16 protein-coding genes and 1 pseudogene are annotated in these 17,194 nt (G+C 39.5%); 9 read left to right on the top strand and 8 right to left on the bottom strand.

Translation table 11 applies throughout. The annotated features are described in order from the left end of the window. Positions 1-199: 199 nt before the first annotated feature. The 3 genes from EI546_RS06165 to rlmD are packed head-to-tail and all read right to left on the bottom strand — an operon-like array spanning position 200 to position 2,800. Positions 200-913 carry a DUF6048 family protein gene (locus tag EI546_RS06165; RefSeq protein WP_240673173.1) on the bottom strand — a complete coding sequence of 238 codons (714 nt, stop codon included), beginning with the start codon at positions 911-913 and terminating at the stop codon, positions 200-202. Then, the gene (locus EI546_RS06160; protein WP_128249723.1) at positions 876-1,373 is read right to left on the bottom strand and encodes a DUF6452 family protein; all 498 of its coding nucleotides are present in this window, start codon (positions 1,371-1,373) and stop codon (positions 876-878) included. The genes EI546_RS06165 and EI546_RS06160 overlap by 38 nt, the downstream gene beginning before the upstream one ends. Positions 1,374-1,390: 17 nt before the next feature. Beyond that, positions 1,391-2,800, bottom strand: a complete 1,410-nt coding sequence (gene rlmD, locus EI546_RS06155) for a 23S rRNA (uracil(1939)-C(5))-methyltransferase RlmD (RefSeq protein WP_128249722.1) — start codon at positions 2,798-2,800, stop codon at positions 1,391-1,393. Between the two features lie 194 nt (positions 2,801-2,994). Here rlmD and rocD point away from each other — a divergent pair, with 194 nt between their 5' ends. Beyond that, the gene (gene rocD / locus EI546_RS06150) at positions 2,995-4,236 is read left to right on the top strand and encodes an ornithine--oxo-acid transaminase (protein WP_128249721.1); all 1,242 of its coding nucleotides are present in this window, start codon (positions 2,995-2,997) and stop codon (positions 4,234-4,236) included. A 582-nt stretch (positions 4,237-4,818) separates the two neighbouring features. On the opposite strand, the gene EI546_RS06145 is transcribed toward rocD, so the two are convergent. Beyond that, the gene (locus tag EI546_RS06145) at positions 4,819-6,888 is read right to left on the bottom strand and encodes a T9SS type A sorting domain-containing protein (RefSeq protein ID WP_128249720.1); all 2,070 of its coding nucleotides are present in this window, start codon (positions 6,886-6,888) and stop codon (positions 4,819-4,821) included. A gap of 185 nt (positions 6,889-7,073) precedes the next feature. Here EI546_RS06145 and EI546_RS06140 point away from each other — a divergent pair, with 185 nt between their 5' ends. From EI546_RS06140 to EI546_RS06130, 3 genes and pseudogenes are all read left to right on the top strand, one after another. Further along, positions 7,074-7,619, top strand: coding sequence for a Smr/MutS family protein (locus EI546_RS06140; RefSeq protein WP_128249719.1), 546 nt, complete (start codon positions 7,074-7,076; stop codon positions 7,617-7,619). 95 nt (positions 7,620-7,714) lie between these two features. Then, positions 7,715-8,838, top strand: a pseudogene (locus EI546_RS06135) (DUF2891 domain-containing protein). Positions 8,839-9,092: 254 nt separating this feature from the next. Continuing rightward, positions 9,093-9,458 carry a Fur family transcriptional regulator gene (locus EI546_RS06130; RefSeq protein ID WP_240673194.1) on the top strand — a complete coding sequence of 122 codons (366 nt, stop codon included), beginning with the start codon at positions 9,093-9,095 and terminating at the stop codon, positions 9,456-9,458. A 30-nt stretch (positions 9,459-9,488) separates the two neighbouring features. Here EI546_RS06130 and EI546_RS06125 read toward each other — a convergent pair whose 3' ends face one another. From EI546_RS06125 to EI546_RS06115, 3 genes are all read right to left on the bottom strand, one after another. Then, on the bottom strand, positions 9,489-11,030 hold the full coding sequence (locus tag EI546_RS06125; protein WP_128251550.1) for an acyl-CoA carboxylase subunit beta: 1,542 nt from the start codon (positions 11,028-11,030) through the stop codon (positions 9,489-9,491). Between the two features lie 105 nt (positions 11,031-11,135). Then, on the bottom strand, positions 11,136-12,578 hold the full coding sequence (gene accC, locus EI546_RS06120) for an acetyl-CoA carboxylase biotin carboxylase subunit (protein ID WP_128251549.1): 1,443 nt from the start codon (positions 12,576-12,578) through the stop codon (positions 11,136-11,138). Next, positions 12,574-13,089 (bottom strand): acyl-CoA carboxylase biotin carboxyl carrier protein subunit, encoded by a 516-nt coding sequence (locus EI546_RS06115; RefSeq protein ID WP_128249717.1) that lies wholly within the window; start codon positions 13,087-13,089, stop codon positions 12,574-12,576. Before EI546_RS06115 ends, accC begins: the two co-directional genes overlap by 5 nt. Positions 13,090-13,451: 362 nt before the next feature. Between EI546_RS06115 and EI546_RS06110 the strand changes: the two genes are divergently transcribed. The 5 genes from EI546_RS06110 (at position 13,452) to EI546_RS06090 (ending at position 16,512) form a co-directional block, all read left to right on the top strand. After that, the gene (locus EI546_RS06110; RefSeq protein WP_205649759.1) at positions 13,452-13,859 is read left to right on the top strand and encodes a nucleoside deaminase; all 408 of its coding nucleotides are present in this window, start codon (positions 13,452-13,454) and stop codon (positions 13,857-13,859) included. 172 nt (positions 13,860-14,031) lie between these two features. Next, positions 14,032-14,385, top strand: a complete 354-nt coding sequence (locus EI546_RS06105) for a hypothetical protein (protein ID WP_128249715.1) — start codon at positions 14,032-14,034, stop codon at positions 14,383-14,385. Between the two features lie 3 nt (positions 14,386-14,388). Beyond that, positions 14,389-15,111: a hypothetical protein gene (locus tag EI546_RS06100; protein WP_128249714.1), complete on the top strand. Its 723-nt coding sequence runs from the start codon at positions 14,389-14,391 to the stop codon at positions 15,109-15,111. Then, positions 15,084-15,866: a sensor histidine kinase gene (locus tag EI546_RS06095; protein ID WP_128249713.1), complete on the top strand. Its 783-nt coding sequence runs from the start codon at positions 15,084-15,086 to the stop codon at positions 15,864-15,866. Before EI546_RS06100 ends, EI546_RS06095 begins: the two co-directional genes overlap by 28 nt. Next, a complete protein-coding gene (locus EI546_RS06090; protein WP_128249712.1) occupies positions 15,856-16,512 on the top strand; it encodes a response regulator transcription factor in 657 nt (218 codons plus the stop codon). The genes EI546_RS06095 and EI546_RS06090 overlap by 11 nt, the downstream gene beginning before the upstream one ends. Here EI546_RS06090 and EI546_RS06085 read toward each other — a convergent pair. After that, entirely contained in the window at positions 16,509-17,147 is a 639-nt protein-coding gene (locus EI546_RS06085) for an RluA family pseudouridine synthase (RefSeq protein ID WP_240673172.1), read from the bottom strand. The two genes, EI546_RS06090 and EI546_RS06085, sit on opposite strands and share 4 nt — an antisense overlap. Positions 17,148-17,194: the final 47 nt, after the last annotated feature.

Genomic DNA, 17,194 nt, shown 5'->3' with positions numbered 1-17,194 from the left:
GTTAATCACCGTCAACCCTCAAACCATCATCCATCACCCTATAATAGTGAAAATCCGCCTGTGTAGAGAGGAGTGAACTTTGCGGAAAAAAGCAACTTTCACCATCGTAGAAATGTCTCACGAATGGAAGTAAGCGATTAGAAAAGCTTAATTTTTCCGCGAGATTATTAAGTCATCGTTATTCGTTATACAATTATCATTAGTTTTTCTTTTTCTTAAAAATAGGAACCAAATACGAAATGGTATAACCATAACCCACTCCGAAATCACTATAATCATACGTCCGGTTAAATCCGGGAATATAGAGGTTAGCGAAATTATCGGGGGAGGTTTCTGCTAGCTTCAGTTTTAGCTGTAAATTTAGGGATAGATACAAATTTGTGACAATTTCTGTCTTGATGCTGAAGATAAATTCAGCCCAATGTGCTGATAGATTATCGTATTCTATAGGGATTGTTACTACTTCAGCCGGAAAAGCAGGAGTATCGGTATAAACCCGATAACTTAAAAGCGTCTCATTAAAATTAGAAAATCCATAACGCATACCGAGGTTGATGGCGTTTCTCATCCCCAGCCAATTTTCGTAGGCATTGTAATCAAATCCCAATTTCGCATAACTTCCGCTCGTTCTTGAAGAAACATAAGGTTCGATCCAATCCTTTTTTTCATTTCCCAATTCCAGGGCAGCATAAAATCTTTTGGTTACGCGGAAATCCCCAACTATCTCAAAACCCGAATATCCATTTTCTATAAGGGAGCGTAAGGGTTTGGCCAAATCTACACCCACCCTAAGCCCATATTTTTCAATGCGGGGAAGGGTGTCGTTGGTTTTTTCATCATTGTTCTGCGCCAAAGAATGGACGCTGAACAGAATACTAATGATAAAAAGTAAAATGTGCTTTATTCTCATCATTAATGGTGTCTCTGTTTTTTGTAATATTTTTTATCCAATTTTCGCTTCCTTCATCTTCGAGGATTGCCTGCAAATTGTAGAATTCCGTTTTAAATCCACAAGCTCGGGTAACATACAAGTCCTTTCTATTGTAAATAAACATGACCCTATCTATATTTATTTCAGTTAGATTTCCAGTTCCCAGGGTGCGTATAAATCGGTACTTCGTGGTATCGGAAGTTGTGCTCAATGGAATAGCAATAGAATCTGTAGTTGTTGTTGCCAAAACCAAAATCGAATTCTCATAATCGGTTTCAACGCTAAGGCCCTTTACCTCTTTTCTATTTTCGCGAAGGACATCGTTTTTAAAAACCAAAACTAATTTGGGAGTGGTCGCCGTTCCTTCAGGACAGATATCATCCCGAGTACAGCCATTAAAAAGCAGAATGGGCAACAGAAGAAAAATTATTCTTTTAATCATTTAGGCGGTTGTATAAATCAACGTTTTTCCAAAAGTACAACATTTTCAACGTGGTGCGTCTGCGGAAACATATCAACAGGTTGTACGCGCGTCACTTTGTATTTTGAATCTAAAAGAGCCAGATCGCGAGCTTGGGTAGCGCTATTACAGCTTACATATACAATCTTTTGCGCATCGAGGTTAAGTAATTGTAAAACAACATCGGCGTGCATCCCGTCCCGGGGAGGGTCGGTAATAACCACATCCGGCTTTCCATGGGTTTTGATAAATTCCTGATTGAATACTTTTTTCATATCTCCTACATAGAACTCAACGTTGTCTATATTGTTCAATACAGCATTTTCCTTCGCAGCGTAAATGGCATCTGGAACTACCTCTACACCAATTACCTTCCTCGCCTTTCCAGAGACAAACTGTGCAATGGTGCCCGTACCTGTATAAAGGTCGTAAACCAATTCATTGCCGGTAAGTCCCGCAAAATCTCGTGTTATTTTATAGAGTTCATAAGCCTGTTCGCTATTGGTCTGGTAAAATGATTTGGCATTAATCTTAAATTTAAGCCCTTCCATTTCCTCAAAAATGTGGTCTCGACCATAATATAACATAATCTCCTGATCATATAGCGTATCGTTTCCTTTAGAATTGATTACATAGAGTAGTGAGGTTATATTCGGAAATTTTTCGGCAACCGCTTGCAGGAGTAAATCCCTATTTGTTTCGTCTTCATAATAAAACTGAAGCAACACCATCACTTCGCCGGTGGAGGAAGTGCGCAGCATTAAGGTTCGCAAAAACCCATCTTGATTTCGGGTATTAAAAAATGAAAGTCCAAGCTCCTCCGCCTTCATCTTTACAAAATCGCGAATGGCATTACTGGGTTCTTCCTGTAGATAGCAAACATCAAGATCCAAAATCTTATCCCACATACCGGGAATATGGAAACCCAGGGCATTTCTATCCTCAATTACTTCCCCACTTCTTATTTGTGCGAGAGTGAGCCATTTGCTATCGCTAAAGGAAAATTCCATCTTATTGCGATAGAAATATTGTTTGGCAGATCCTAAAATGGGAAGGACAGGCGGCAATTCAACTTTTCCTATGCGCTTAAGGTTTTGCTCTACTTCATTCTGTTTATAAAAAAGCTGATGTTCGTAGGCCAAATTTTGCCATTTGCAACCACCACAAACCCCAAAATGTGGGCAGACAGGCTCCACACGCTTTTCGGAATATTTGGAGAATGAAATTGCCTTTCCCTCGTAAAAACCTTTCTTTTTCTTATAAGTCTGCACTGTTACCACATCGCCTGGTATCGCATTGTCAATAAATACAACCCGACCATCCGGTGCTTTGGCTACGGCCTTGCCCTTTGCGCCTGCATCGATAACCTCGATGTTTTCCAAAACTATCTGCTTGTTTTTCCTTGCCATAGGCGCAAAAATAGCATAATTGTTAGGTTTAATTCCTGTTAAAGCGCCAAAAGATATGCGAGAAATTTAGTAATTTGCGTGCCTTAATGTATTCCTCTCCCCGAAGTCGATTTACACCAATTTTTCAATGTTTTATTGAGGAACTTTAATCGGGTTAGGGAATTCTATTTATTTACTACAAAATTTACAATCTTATGTCAGTTATGGAACAAACAGCCTCACAAAAGGCTATCGATTTGGAAAACAAGTATGGAGCGCACAATTACCATCCACTTCCTGTGGTTTTGCATAGGGGAGAAGGTGTATATGTGTGGGATGTGGAAGGCAAGAAATATTACGATTTCCTTTCGGCCTATTCGGCGGTAAACCAAGGACATTGCCATCCAAAAATCGTGGCGGCAGTTACGGAACAATCCAAAACGCTGGCATTGACCTCTCGGGCTTTTTATAATGATATGCTTGGTAAGTACGAGGAATTTGCCTGCGATTTTTTCGGTTTCGACAAATTACTGCCTATGAATACGGGAGCCGAGGCTGTGGAAACTGCTTTAAAAATATGTAGAAAGTGGGCTTATGAAAAGAAAGGTCTTGATGAAAACGAAGCTGAAATAGTAGTCTGTGCAAATAACTTTCATGGACGTACAACAACCATTATCTCGTTTAGCAATGATCCTGTGGCGCGCAAAAATTTTGGACCTTATACAAAAGGTTTTATAAAGATAGAATATGATAATCTGGATGCGCTGGAACAAGAGTTGGAAAACAATAAAAATATTGCAGGTTTCTTGGTAGAACCTATCCAGGGAGAAGCTGGCGTATATGTTCCTTCTGAAGGATATTTGAGCAAAGCGAAAGCGCTATGCGATAAATATAATGTTCTCTTTATTGCTGATGAAGTACAAACAGGGATTGCACGTACCGGGAAAATTTTGGCCTGCGACCATGAAAACGTAAAACCCGATCTTTTGATTTTGGGTAAGGCGCTTAGTGGTGGTGCCTATCCCGTTTCAGCGGTCTTGGCCGATGATGAGATAATGAGTGTGATACAGCCGGGTAACCACGGTTCTACATTTGGTGGAAATCCTGTGGCAGCTGCAGTAGCAATGGCAGCTCTGAGTGTTGTACGCGATGAGAAGTTGGCTGAAAATGCAGAAAAACTGGGAAAACTTTTCCGTAGTGAATTGAACAAATTTATTGAAACCAGCAAAATAACAAAATTGGTTAGGGGAAAAGGATTGTTGAACGCCATTGTTATAAATGATGGTGAGGATAGCGATACTGCCTGGAATATCTGTTTAAAACTTAGAGATAACGGTCTATTGGCAAAACCTACCCACGGCAATATTATTCGGTTTGCTCCGCCACTCGTGATGAATGAGGAACAATTGATGGATTGTGTTTCAATTATTATTAAAACTTTAAAAGAGTTCGAATAAAACTGTATGTTTAATTAAGTCTATTCGACGTAGATATTAAAATGACTTCCTTGGTTTTTAAAGCTAAGGAGGTCTTTTCGGTTTAATACAATAGTCATTTCTCAAGATATATTACGAATACTGTCTAGGCACAAGTAAAAAAGACCTCATTGGTTATCAATGCTAAGGAGGTCTTTTTAGTTTTAATACTATTTTCACGCAGAGTCGCGCAGAGATTACGCGGAGTTGCGCGGAGTTTTAAACTGAGGAAGAAGAATCGAGATTTATCTGTGAACGGCTGAGAATATTTGTAAAGCTCAGCGGAACAATCATTGTAAAAGTCTATTTCTCAAGATATATTACGAATACTGTCGAAGCACAAATAAAAAACCTTATTGGTTTTCAATACTAAGGAGGTCTTTTTAGTATCTAGAAATATCCCTTTGAATCCCTTGGCGGCTCTGCGGTGAATAGATATTACCGCAAAGGCGCCTAGGACCCAGAGAACCGAACCGAGGTTTAAATAGGATCTAAACGGTAAGGACAAATAATAAAAAATCCCGAATATGGCTATCCGGGATTTTCTAATATTGTATTTGGTTACTATTTATTTATTACCATTACCTTATAATCAAGAGTAACATCTTCAGAGGTAACCAGTTTTACCATATACATAGCATCACTCAGGTTTCCGGTATAGATGGAGTAATTACTGCTATCCCCAAGATTGGTGTCCGTAATAACCAATTTACCGTTCATATCATAGAGATAGGCAGCTTTAAGAGTATATCCATCCGGGTTTTTTATCTCCAATTGACGAGCGGGATTATTTTGAAACATATTTACGCTTGCCATCATCTTATCGCGGGTGTCGGTTAGATCTTGGTTAGGATCTACTCTAGGACCATCCCTGAACACGAGGAAAAAGCGATTGTCATAAACTCCAGCAGGAAGTGTAAAGGTTCCGGCCGCAGTTTGGACCGCGCTTAACGGTCTGTAAATATTTTCTTGCCGGTCAAAAAGATATACTTTTTCATAGGGTTTTCTGTTTTCTTCCACTGCGCGAACCTCTATTTGACTTTCCTTATGAAGTTTAAAGCTAACAGGAATCATCTTTCGTGGCTCGTAATTGGTACCTTGAATAACGTAAGGCTTTCGGTCACCATCTGGGCCAATAGGAAAATACGCATCCGATTTCATTCCTCCTGGGCTCAAGGCATCGTAACCCCGATCGTAACCATCGGTGGTTTCTGGAGAAAATACCAATAGCATATCTCGGGTTAAGGCATCATCAAAAACCACATACAGACGTAGCATGGGTATCAGGTTTTCAATCTGTGGGGTGCTGTCGGCAGAATCAAAAGCTGGGCCTCCTCCTCTATTGGCATCACCCTCAGATTGTGCCGAGAACCCCATCTCACCCTCCTCTCCTGTGGGTCGATAAAACACTTGATCGGCCGTATTTTTTATATAAATGCGATGGGTGTTCTTAATTTTAACGAAAGCTTCGTTTACGGGATCCCCATTACCTACAAACATAAACCCTTGACCGATAGGGGCGAAACGTGCCTTTGGATTATCGCGTCCTGTTCCACCACCACCAGGACCATGTCCTCCAGCAGCATTCCATATATTAAATGTGGGTTGGGTATATGCCCCGGTATAACTCATATTTGGAACCCCATCATCATAAGGATCTTCGTTCAAGGGTACCCAGACTCCATACCCGTATGGCTTTAGACTGTAATAGTGTGACATCACCGATCTATCTTCATCGTAATAATAAATACAATCTAGGGACGTATTGTCTGGATCCCAAAAAAGTTTATTTAAATCTAAAGCTGAAGGATAAGGATTACCTGTTAAGGTCATTTTAGCATTGATATTGGCTGCAGTTGGTGGATTCGTATTACCTGTTACAGATGGGCCTTCAACTGGAATTGTAAAATCCCCATTATTAGGCCTACCTCGAAAGTCGTAAAATAGTTTTCCCATTGGAGCATTAGTTGTCAAATCCCCCCAATTAACCCCTTTCATAGTAAATCCAAAACCTGGCGGTACCGCATTTTCTTCATTAATACGTAAATAACTATCCTCAGCCTCAGTACCCGGCACCATATGGGTATAAAGCCATCGTTTCGAAATAGTAAGGGTCAAATTGTTTGTGAAACCCTCTTTATACGGAGTAATGTCTATCGCTCGTGCTTTAATTGAAAGTCCATTGATGGAATTATAGAGTTTAGGGTATTCATAGATAGAATGAATTCCAAAATTTTTGTTCGTTCCATTGGTCATCGGGACTAAGGGATCCGGATTCCCTACTGGAGAGCACCAATAATAATAGGCCCAAGCGTTGGTAGGGTCGGTACTCTGTAATACCGAGAGGAAGCCGTCACCTTTGTTGGAAAATTCATTACCTCCCTGAATTAGCTGTCCTCCTCCCCGTAAATAGATACTTGCTTCGGCGTCGGAAAGACCCTGAGGACTCGCAGGCTTGTTTTTATGCAATTCTATAGTTCCACCAACATAAAGAACCTCGCCTTTTACATATACATAGGAGTCAGTAAGGTAATTTTGATGAGGGTTCCCATTGGGAGCGGGCTGTATATATAATTGTGCAAAGACAGCAGAGGAAGTTATTAGCAATGCCGAAGAAAGTAGAAGCTTTTTCATAATATTGTGATTTAAAAACGCCGTTAGTTGAAAAGGGGGCTTCAATACACGCAGTAAATTTAGAAAGAATATTCAATATTGTGTGAATATAGTTCACTAAAATACATAAAAAAATTATAATAATAAGTTTTTAACCAACCGATTAACAGTTAATTGATGTTGTTCGGAAACAAAGGAAATAATTGATGAAAATAGGTGACAAGGTTTCTGTTCTTGACGATGCCATTTCTGGGGTGGTCTCAAAATTACAGGGGAAAAACGTGACAATATTAACCACGGACGGCTTCGAGTTGGATTTTAATGAAAGTGAATTGATCGTAATCGATGGATCACTATCCAAAAGAGAAATGGCCCAGATGGATATTTCTGCTATTCTTTCTGATAAACAATCAAAGAAACCCGGCAAGTCCAAACGTATTAAGCCTAAAGAACGGATACAACCTGCCATGGAGGTGGACTTGCATATCCATCAGCTTGTTCCCAAAAGCAGGCATCTTTCTAATTATGATATTCTAACAATACAGACAGAAACGGCAAAACGACAGTTGGATTTTGCTATCTCCAAGCGAATTCAAAGAGTAGTTTTTATCCATGGCGTGGGTGAAGGGATATTGCGCACTGAGTTGGAATACCTTTTTGGTCGGTATGATAATATAAAATTTTATGATGCCGATTATCAAAAATATGGGCGCGGCGCAACCGAGGTCTATATTTTTCAGAATGTGAAATAAAGTTTTTCATCCTAACATAGTATACCTAACGTCGTACATCTTTCATCTAAGTCGGACGTGTCTAATTCTTTATATTTACCGAAACTTCAGCTCTTATGAACAAATGGTATCTGCTTATAATATTCCCGATTCTTTTCATTGGATGCAAAAACAACGAGATGGAGGTCTCACAAAAAGTCGTGGATGCGGAAATTCCCACTACGGTTTTTGCAGAACCTATTTTTACACTTCAGGAAGCGAACAAATTAATAGACCTCCCTTTGCACTGTGTAACGACCTCCTACCCATACAAACCACAACATACATTGGAAAGTGAGGCCGATTTGCTAGAGCCACGTGCGGTGCATCCCATTTTTTATGGTTGTTTTGATTGGCACAGCGCCGTACACGGATATTGGTCCATGGTTACGTTGCTGCAACAGTTTCCTAAAATGGATAGGGCCGAGGAGGTAGAAAGAATTTTAAGAGATAAAATTACTTCTGAAAATGTAGCGATGGAAGTTGCTTTTTTTGGAAAACCTATCAATAAAACTTTTGAGCGCACTTACGGATGGGCTTGGGTTTTAAAATTGGCAGGAACTTTAAATACTTGGGATAGCCCAATGGCAGAACAATTAAGCATAAATCTTAAACCTTTGGCAGATATTATTGTGCTTCGGTATAAAGAATTTTTGCCAAAATTGAACTATCCCATCCGGGTTGGGGAACATAGCAACACTGCTTTTGGCTTATCGCTTGCTTACGATTATGCCCGGACAATAGGCGATAAAGAGCTTATGGCGTTAATTGAGAAGAAAGCGAGGGAGTTCTATTTTGATGATAAAAACTGTCCAATGGAGTGGGAACCAAGCGGCTTCGACTTTCTTTCCCCTTGCCTTGAAGAAGTTGACATTATGCGCCGAATATTACCATCAGAAGAATTTCTGCCCTGGATGGATACCTTCCTGCCTGAACTTGCCAACAAGGATTATTATTTAGAAGTGGCTGAGGTTAGTGATCGCACGGATGGCAAGTTGGTGCATCTAGATGGTTTGAATTTTAGTAGGGCGTGGGTCTTTTATGGTTTGGCGAAACAATATCCCAAATACGCGCATCTCAACAATCTCGCAATGAACATTTAGCCTATTCCTATCCAAATCTGGTAGGTGATAGTTATGAGGGAGGACATTGGTTGGGAAGCTTTGCGATTTATGCCTTAAACACTTTGCATAACAAGTAAAAGCTTTTTCGGCAACAATCATAAGCCGAAATTCTATTTAATATTTTCCGTAACTTTGGAATTTATGGGGATTGAAAAGATATTGATGTGCTACTGAATTTCTTTCTCAACACTTTATTATGATTGACGAAAGCAAAAAATTATTGAATATATCCCCATCTGATAAAGATAAAAAACCGTTGGAATTGTGGTGGAAACCCACCAATGAAACAATTGAAAATCTTTTAGAAACCAGGGATATTCGTCCTACCGCTATGAGACTTTTGATCGCCAGGTTTCTGCTAGATAAAAAAACAGCCGTAAGCCTCAGTAATATTGAGGAGTATTTTGATAATTGCGAACGTACTACGCTCTACCGAACTCTAAAAACTTTTGAGGAAAATGGAGTGGTCCATCAAATTGATGATGGCACCGGTGTTTCTAAATATGCGCTGTGTGAACCAGGATGTAATTGTGAAATCGAACAAGATTTACATTTGCACTTTCACTGTACCCAATGCAATGAAACTGTATGTCTTACCCAATATAAAATTCCGCACATCGGTCTTCCTGATGGTTATAAAGCTGAGGATGTAAATTTGGTAGTAAAGGGGATTTGTAAAAATTGCAATGGTCGCTAATTTCTTGAACCTTCCTTTAGGGCTTCCAGATTAAAGGGGAATATTACCGTGTTTTCTATCCGGTCTTGTGGTTTCTTTATTCTCCAGCATGGCGAAGGATTTGAGCAATTTTCGGCGTGTTTCACGAGGTTGGATTACTTCGTCAATAAATCCGCGTTGGGCCGCCTTAAACGGATTTGCAAATTTCTCGGCGTATTCCGTTTCTTTTTCCGAAAGCTTTAGTTCTGGGTCTGAAGCTTGTGCAATTTCTTTTCTAAAAATAATCTCACTTGCACCTTTCGCACCCATTACAGCAATTTCAGCGGTGGGCCAGGCATAGTTAACGTCTGCGCCAATATGCTTACTGTTCATAACATCGTAAGCACCGCCATAGGCTTTTCGGGTTATCACCGTTACCCTCGGAACGGTTGCTTCGCTCAGGGCGTAAAGTAATTTTGCCCCGTTAAGGATTATTCCATTCCATTCCTGGTCGGTTCCTGGTAAGAATCCGGGCACATCGACCAGTACCAATAATGGGATGTTAAAGCAATCGCAGAAGCGGGTAAATCGGGCACCTTTTTTAGAACTATCAACATCCAAAACTCCCGCAAGGCTCATCGGTTGGTTGGCAACTATACCGATACTTCTTCCGCCTAGTCTGGCGAAACCTACAATTATATTATCGGCATAATCCTTATGTACTTCAAAAAAGGAATCGGTATCTACAATTCCCTTAATTACAAGGTGCATATCATAGGGTTTGTTGGCAGAGTGGGGGATAACTGTCTCCAGCTCGTCCCGATATTCTTCCTGAATCTGAAAGGGAATTTTTTCAGTAACCGTTTTATTGTTCTGTGGCATATAGCTTAACAATGTTTTTATCTGTTCTAGACATACTATATCGTTGGCCGCCGTAAAATGCGTCACGCCGCTTTTTGTAGCATGTGTTCTAGCTCCCCCAAGTTCTTCAGAGGTAACATTTTCATTGGTAACGGTTTTCACAACATTGGGTCCCGTAACGAACATATAACTGCTATCCTGGACCATCAATGTAAAATCCGTCATTGCTGGGGAATAAACCGCCCCACCTGCACAAGGTCCCATAATGGCCGAAATTTGTGGGATAACTCCCGATGCCTGAACATTTCTATAGAATATATCAGCATATCCACCTAAAGAACGGACTCCTTCTTGGATTCTTGCGCCACCGGAATCATTCAAACCTATAATGGGCGCGCCAACCCTTACGGCGTGATCCATTACCTTACATATTTTTTCAGCATGGGTTTCGGACAACGCTCCGCCAAAAACGGTGAAATCTTGGGCAAAAATATAAACCAAGCGGCGGTTGATCGTTCCATATCCCGTAACAACACCATCTCCGTAATATATTTCCTCCTGCATTCCGAAATCGGTGGTGCGATGGGTAACAAGCATTCCCATTTCTTCAAAAGAACCTTCATCCAATAGGTATTCAATGCGTTCCCGTGCGGTAAGCTTTTTCTTTTCGTGTTGTTTTTCAATTCGTTTTGATCCTCCGCCTAATTTAGCTTCGGAAATCATTTCTTTGAGTTTCTTGTTGTTGTCGGTCATATTTATACTTATTTCTCCGGGCATCTCTTTTTCTCTCGGTGCAACTCTGTGTAATAACTTCTACGGGCAGATTCACAGAGAAACCGCTGAGTTTCACTGAGGTTATTAATTGATGGGTAATCGAAGAATCCCAGAATCTTTTAAATAATGCTTTAAAGCAATAAGGGCTGCGATTTTTGCTTCTTCTTCGTTATTGGCTTTTACTTTCTCTTCCGAATAGTGTTCTTTAACAAAATTTGTGTCGAAACGCCCACTGCGGAAAGCTTCGCTATTAAAAACAAACTTTCCAAAAGGTAGGGTAGTGCTCACTCCTTCAACATCGTATGCTGAAATAGCAGTTAACATCAGTTGGATTGCCTCATTCCGTGTTTTCCCATAAACTATTAATTTAGATAGCATAGGATCGTAGTGGATAGGAACCTGCATTCCTTCAGTAAATCCATCATCCACACGTATGTTTTTGCCGTGAGGTGGTTTGTACACTTCCAGTTTACCCACGCTGGGCATAAAGTTATTCAAAGGATCTTCGGCGTAAACCCTAAGTTCAAACGCGTGTCCGGTGATTTTTAAATCCTCTTGCGCAAATGAAAGCTTTTCGCCATTGGCTATTCTAATCTGTTGCTCGACCAGATCGAGGCCCGTGATTAATTCTGTAACTGGATGTTCTACTTGAAGACGGGTATTCATCTCGAGAAAGTAGAAATTTAGGTTTTCATCTAAAAGAAATTCTACCGTGCCTGCGCCAATATAACTGCAGGATTTTGCCACTTTTACGGCGGCATTTCCCATTTGTTCTCGTAGGGATGGCGTAAGAACTGAAGAAGGCGCCTCTTCCACCACTTTTTGATGTCGCCGCTGAATACTGCACTCCCGTTCAAATAGATGAACCGTATTGCCAAAATTATCTGCCAAAATCTGAATTTCGATGTGCCGCGGAGAGGTGACATATTTCTCGATAAACACGGAGCCATCGCCAAAGGCATTTTCTGCCTCACTGATAGCACGCCTCATCTGGTCTCCGAATTCCTTGGCATTTTCAACAATCCGCATTCCCTTTCCACCTCCACCAGCGGATGCCTTAATAAGAATCGGGAACCCGATTTTCTCTGCGATTTGTTTTGCGGAATCTACATTGGTAATTGCTTCATCCGTTCCAGGAACCATTGGGATATCATATTCCTTTACCGTTTCCTTGGCAGCCAATTTACTTCCCATCACACGAATTGCGTGGCTTTTGGGACCGATAAAAATTATGCCGCTCTTTTCAACGTGCTCGGCAAATTCAGCATTCTCACTTAAAAATCCATAACCGGGATGAATGGCATCCACATCCAATTCTTTGGCAAGCTTAATTATTTTATCCCCTAATAAATAGGATTCATTTGAAGGTGCGGGTCCTATGCACACCGCTTCATCAGCAAACTTTACGTGGGGTGCATCTCTATCTGCCTCGGAATATATTGCTACAGTTGCAATTCCCATTCTATGGGCAGTCTTCATAATGCGAAGAGCAATTTCGCCGCGATTGGCGACCAGTAATTTTTTAATCATTTTTTTGGAATTCAATTAGCAATTTTCCCTTATCAACAGTATCACCCTTGGTAATGTTTACGAATTTAATAGTTCCATCCCTGGGGGCCGAAAGAGCGTTCTCCATTTTCATAGCCTCCAAGACACAGAGAAGATCACCTTCTTTTACCTCATTTCCTTCTTGTACGTTTACTTCCAATATAATTCCAGGCATTGGGGCGAGGATGTCATCATCAACGGAAGTTGTTCCCAGCGATAATCCCATTTTCTTAATGAGCTGTGCCAGAGGAGTTTCAATGCCCACCTTATAGGTGTTACCGTTTATCTTTATGGTATATTTTCTTTGAATGAAATCTACGTGAAGAATTTCAGCGGAATATGATTTGTTTTGGTGAAGGATATGGATCCTTTCCTTCTTTCCGCCAATACCTGGCTCGGAGAAATCCAATTGATTCAAATTAGTGGCTTCGTCAATTTCCAGATCGAATTGGTAATTTTCGTCCACCGAGAGGCGATAATGATCTTTCATCTAGTTATATTTTGATGCCTATTTAAAGGTGGATTTTTGCAATTAGTTTAATTATTTTAATTAAAATTACTCATTGCATAAGCTATTCAGAAATCAGCTTCATTATATTAGAGATGCCAATAACTTTATTTTGATAAAGATAAGATTTGTTTGAGGTATGTACAAAATGGATTTATACTTGATTTGAAATTAATATTCTTCGGTTTATATTGGATTTTTAAAGTCTCTTTTGGTTTTTGGAAGAATCGGGATTTCTTTAATTGATACGAATTAATTAGAGGTAATCTAAAGAATTTGCTTAGTAATTAGATTATAAATGTGTTATATGTAATAAATACGAGATGGGTAATGATGAAAGATATATGAAAAGGTGTTTGCACCTAGCAGAATTAGCCTTAGAAAATGGAAATCCACCGGTGGGCGCTTTATTGATGTTAGACGGCGTTATTATTGGTGAAGGTATTGAATCGGGAAAGAGTAGTGGAGATATTACAAATCATGCCGAAATTCTGGCCATCCGGCACGCCATAGCCAATGGATATTTAGAAGATCTTTATCGCGCGTCCCTATACACAACGCATGAGCCTTGCATAATGTGCTCCTATGTTATTCGTCATCATAAAATTTCGAGGATTGTATATGGAACAGAGGTGCCTTATGTTGGCGGGTTTATTTCAGATTTTGGAATTCTTACTTCCGAAGATGTCCCAAAATGGGGAAAGGAACCACAGGTAATTTCCGGTGTGTGCCAAAGGGAATGTAGGGATTAAAACAAACGTTTTTCTTGAGAGGATATTCATTTTATCCAAATATTTTTCCTGTACCGAATTAAGGGAAAATACGCTGGAAATTTATCTTTTTTCCTGAATTTTCAATTTAAAAACACCCATTGGGGTCTTTTTGTTAAATTCGTATCTATTTATAAACCTAAAAATAATCCCAATGATGTCTAAACCTCCTTTAAATTGTATAACCGTAAGTGAAGCCCGAAAGTTTCATGATAATTGGCTGAAAACCCGAGCCCTGTATATTGAAAAGGGACTTGGCTCTCCAGATGTGTGTGAATTTTTATTTACGGTAGATGAGCTTCAGCAATTTCTGGATTATGTAAAGGCAGGTACTGAGAAGCATGAACCGGGAATTAGAATATATTTAGCCGCTTACGGAACCGATAAATCTGAAAAGGCAACTCTATTTTTGGCGCCCACTTTGGGCACAAAGGCTGGCGCTGAGAATAACTATAATTTAGATCCCTTGAACAAAGGTATTCAGGGCTGGCCCCCCAAAAAATATTAGAATTTGCAACCGATAGACCTTTTAGTTTACGTAGGCCCTATTATTTCAATGGAGATTTTGGCTGCTTTAGTAGGAACCTACTATTTAAAAAATGCATCCGTCCCCATAATAGGAAGTAGGTATCTGGTAAATTTCCTTTGGCTTACTGTATTTGTTGAAATTTTGGGTTCTTATGCCGCACTAGCCTATTTTTCGGATTATCGATATTTTTCGTTCGTGGAGGATACTCCATTTAGAAATAATTTCTGGTTGTTCAACACCTATAGCGTAATTAATTTTTCTTTTTATCCCTTTTATTTTAGTCTCTTCCTAAAAAATAAATTTTTTAAAAACTTATTGAAAATATTGATCGTTGGTTTTATTATTAGTTCCGTCGTACTAATGATCGTCAAGAACACCTTTTTCCATCAGGCCTCACGCTTTGTTAATATTGCCGGTACTCTTCTGTTGTTTGTAAGTATAATCTTGTTCTATTTTGAACTTTTAAGGAGCGATTTGCTATTGCAGGTTAAAAGATTTCTTCCCTTTTATGTTTCGGTCGCTGTGCTGATTTTTAATCTGTGTATTACTCCAATGGATATCTTGTCTCAATATTTTAATCTTACTGAGGGGAATGAATTATTTGTTAAATTGCATTTATATGTAGTTTTGTTCGCCAATGTATTTTTATATGCCATGCTGATATTTGGTTTTTTAATATGCTCCAAAAAGAAGAAGTTTTACTGATCGGTTATTTTATTACCACTATTTTTTTGCTGGTGATATTTGTCGTGATTTTTGTAGTGGCATTTTTACGAAGAAAAAATAGTTTTTTAAAGGAACGTTTTGAATCTGAGCAACGGTACCAAAGGGAATTGGCCAAATCCCAAATTGAAATACAGGAAGCAACACTTAAAAACATAGCATGGGAACTTCACGACAACGTGGGTCAGTTGTTGTCGGTAGCCAATATGCAATTGAATGTTTTGAGGCAGGCCGTACCGGAAGTTTATCGTGAACAGATAATGGAAACCCGGGATATGGTGCAAAAAAGTGTTCAGGAAGTTAGATCGCTTTCAAAGGTTCTTAACAATGAGGTGGTCTTAAAAAATGGACTTTTGTCATCGTTGCAGGTGGAACTGGACAGGTTTAATCGGCTGGGATATTTGGAGGCTTCTATTCAGGTTGTTGGAGATATAGTACCAATTAAAAATTCCTCTGAAATCATTCTTTTTAGGATACTTCAGGAATTTTTTTCAAACGTAATTAAACATGCTAGGGCTTCAAAATTATTTGTAAGTTTGGAATATATGGAGGATTCTTTGGAGATTACAGTTATTGATGATGGTGTTGGTTTTGATACCACTTTGGTTACAGGCGGCTCGGGAATGGAAACCATGAAGAGTAGGGCCGCACTTTTAAATGCGTCTTTCTCCATAAATTCTGAAAAGGGAAAAGGAGTTCAATTATTTTTAAAATATCACTATAGCAATGCGAGATGAATCATCGAAATATAAAATTGCAATAGTTGACGACCATGCCCTTTTTGCTGGATCGCTAGAAAAATTAATTAATTCGTTTCCGAATTTTGTCACCATTTTTCATCTCAGAAATGGTTTGGAACTCCAAAAGAAACTCGCGGAAGATGATAATGTCCCGGACGTTATTCTTATTGACATCAATATGCCGGTGATGAACGGCTTTGAAACGGCAGAATGGCTATCGCAAAACCATCCACAAATAAAATTCCTTGCGCTTACCATGGATGATGACGAAATGAATATTTTGAAAATGCTTCGACTTGGAGCAAAAGGATATTTATTAAAAGATATTGAGCCAGAATACCTTCACGTCGCGTTGAATGAGGTAATTGAAAAAGGATATTTCCATTCCGAAAAGGTTTCAGATGCGCTGCTAAATTCTTTAGTTGAGCCCAAAGGGAAAAAGGAGCTTACCTTCAAAAAGAATGAGCTCATCTTTCTTAAATTGGCTTCTTCCGAGATGACCTACAAGGAAATTGCAGATGTGATGCAACTTAGTCCAAAAACAATAGACGGTTATAGGCAGGAGCTCTTCAATCGGTTGGAAATAAAGAATAGGGTAGGGCTGGTGATCTTCGCCCTAAAGAACAATATTATAAAACTTTAGTAGCAAACGTTCCAAAGTGGATCATTTGGCAAAGGAGCTTCAAAAACCATTTCCTCCTTTAAGACAGGATGGATCAGCTTCAATCTTTTTGCATGTAAATGAATGCTCCCATCCGGATTGCTCCTGTCAAAACCATACTTTAAATCGCCTTTTATGGGACTATTAATCGCAGAAAGTTGCGATCTTATTTGATGGTGTCGGCCAGTTTCGAGGACGATTTCTAATAACGAATAATTGTTTAGGTTTTTGAGAATTTTAAAGTGAAGGATTGCTTTTTTACTTTCCGGTACTTCTTTTATGTGGGCGTAGGATTTATTTTGTTTCGGATTTCTTTTAAGATAATGGATCAATGTGTCTTCTGGCGTCGTGGGGGCGTTTTTTACCAATGCCCAATACATCTTTTCTGTTTCTCTTTCAGAGAACATTTTATTTAGTCGGGTTAACGCCTTAGAGGTTCTTGCAAAAACCACTAAACCGCTTGTAGGACGATCTAGCCTATGTACCACACCCAGAAAAACAGCTCCCGGCTTATTATATTTTTCTGCGATGTATTCCTTTACAACTTCAGAAAGGGGTAGATCTCCCGTTTTATCTCCTTGGACAATATCGCCCGGCCGCTTGTTTATTACAATCAAATGATTGTCTTCATATATAACTTGAAGATTATCCTTAGTGCTATGGG

This window comes from Aequorivita sp. H23M31 (assembly GCF_004022485.1).
GTDB lineage: Bacteria > Bacteroidota > Bacteroidia > Flavobacteriales > Flavobacteriaceae > Aequorivita > Aequorivita ciconiae.
Note: the sequence above shows the minus strand (reverse complement) of the source record. Positions and strands in the feature narration are given on the sequence as shown.

Bases quoted from the DNA above. Each gene is read 5' to 3' on its own strand.
- EI546_RS06165 (WP_240673173.1), bottom strand. From the start codon at position 913: ATGATGAGAATAAAGCACATTTTACTTTTTATCATTAGTATTCTGTTC.
- EI546_RS06160 (WP_128249723.1), bottom strand. From the start codon at position 1,373: ATGATTAAAAGAATAATTTTTCTTCTGTTGCCCATTCTGCTTTTTAAT.
- rlmD (WP_128249722.1), bottom strand. From the start codon at position 2,800: ATGGCAAGGAAAAACAAGCAGATAGTTTTGGAAAACATCGAGGTTATC.
- rocD (WP_128249721.1), top strand. From the start codon at position 2,995: ATGTCAGTTATGGAACAAACAGCCTCACAAAAGGCTATCGATTTGGAA.
- EI546_RS06145 (WP_128249720.1), bottom strand. From the start codon at position 6,888: ATGAAAAAGCTTCTACTTTCTTCGGCATTGCTAATAACTTCCTCTGCT.
- EI546_RS06140 (WP_128249719.1), top strand. From the start codon at position 7,074: ATGAAAATAGGTGACAAGGTTTCTGTTCTTGACGATGCCATTTCTGGG.
- EI546_RS06130 (WP_240673194.1), top strand. From the start codon at position 9,093: ATGAGACTTTTGATCGCCAGGTTTCTGCTAGATAAAAAAACAGCCGTA.
- EI546_RS06125 (WP_128251550.1), bottom strand. From the start codon at position 11,030: ATGACCGACAACAACAAGAAACTCAAAGAAATGATTTCCGAAGCTAAA.
- EI546_RS06115 (WP_128249717.1), bottom strand. From the start codon at position 13,089: ATGAAAGATCATTATCGCCTCTCGGTGGACGAAAATTACCAATTCGAT.
- EI546_RS06110 (WP_205649759.1), top strand. From the start codon at position 13,452: ATGAAAAGGTGTTTGCACCTAGCAGAATTAGCCTTAGAAAATGGAAAT.
- EI546_RS06105 (WP_128249715.1), top strand. From the start codon at position 14,032: ATGATGTCTAAACCTCCTTTAAATTGTATAACCGTAAGTGAAGCCCGA.
- EI546_RS06095 (WP_128249713.1), top strand. From the start codon at position 15,084: ATGCTCCAAAAAGAAGAAGTTTTACTGATCGGTTATTTTATTACCACT.
- EI546_RS06090 (WP_128249712.1), top strand. From the start codon at position 15,856: ATGCGAGATGAATCATCGAAATATAAAATTGCAATAGTTGACGACCAT.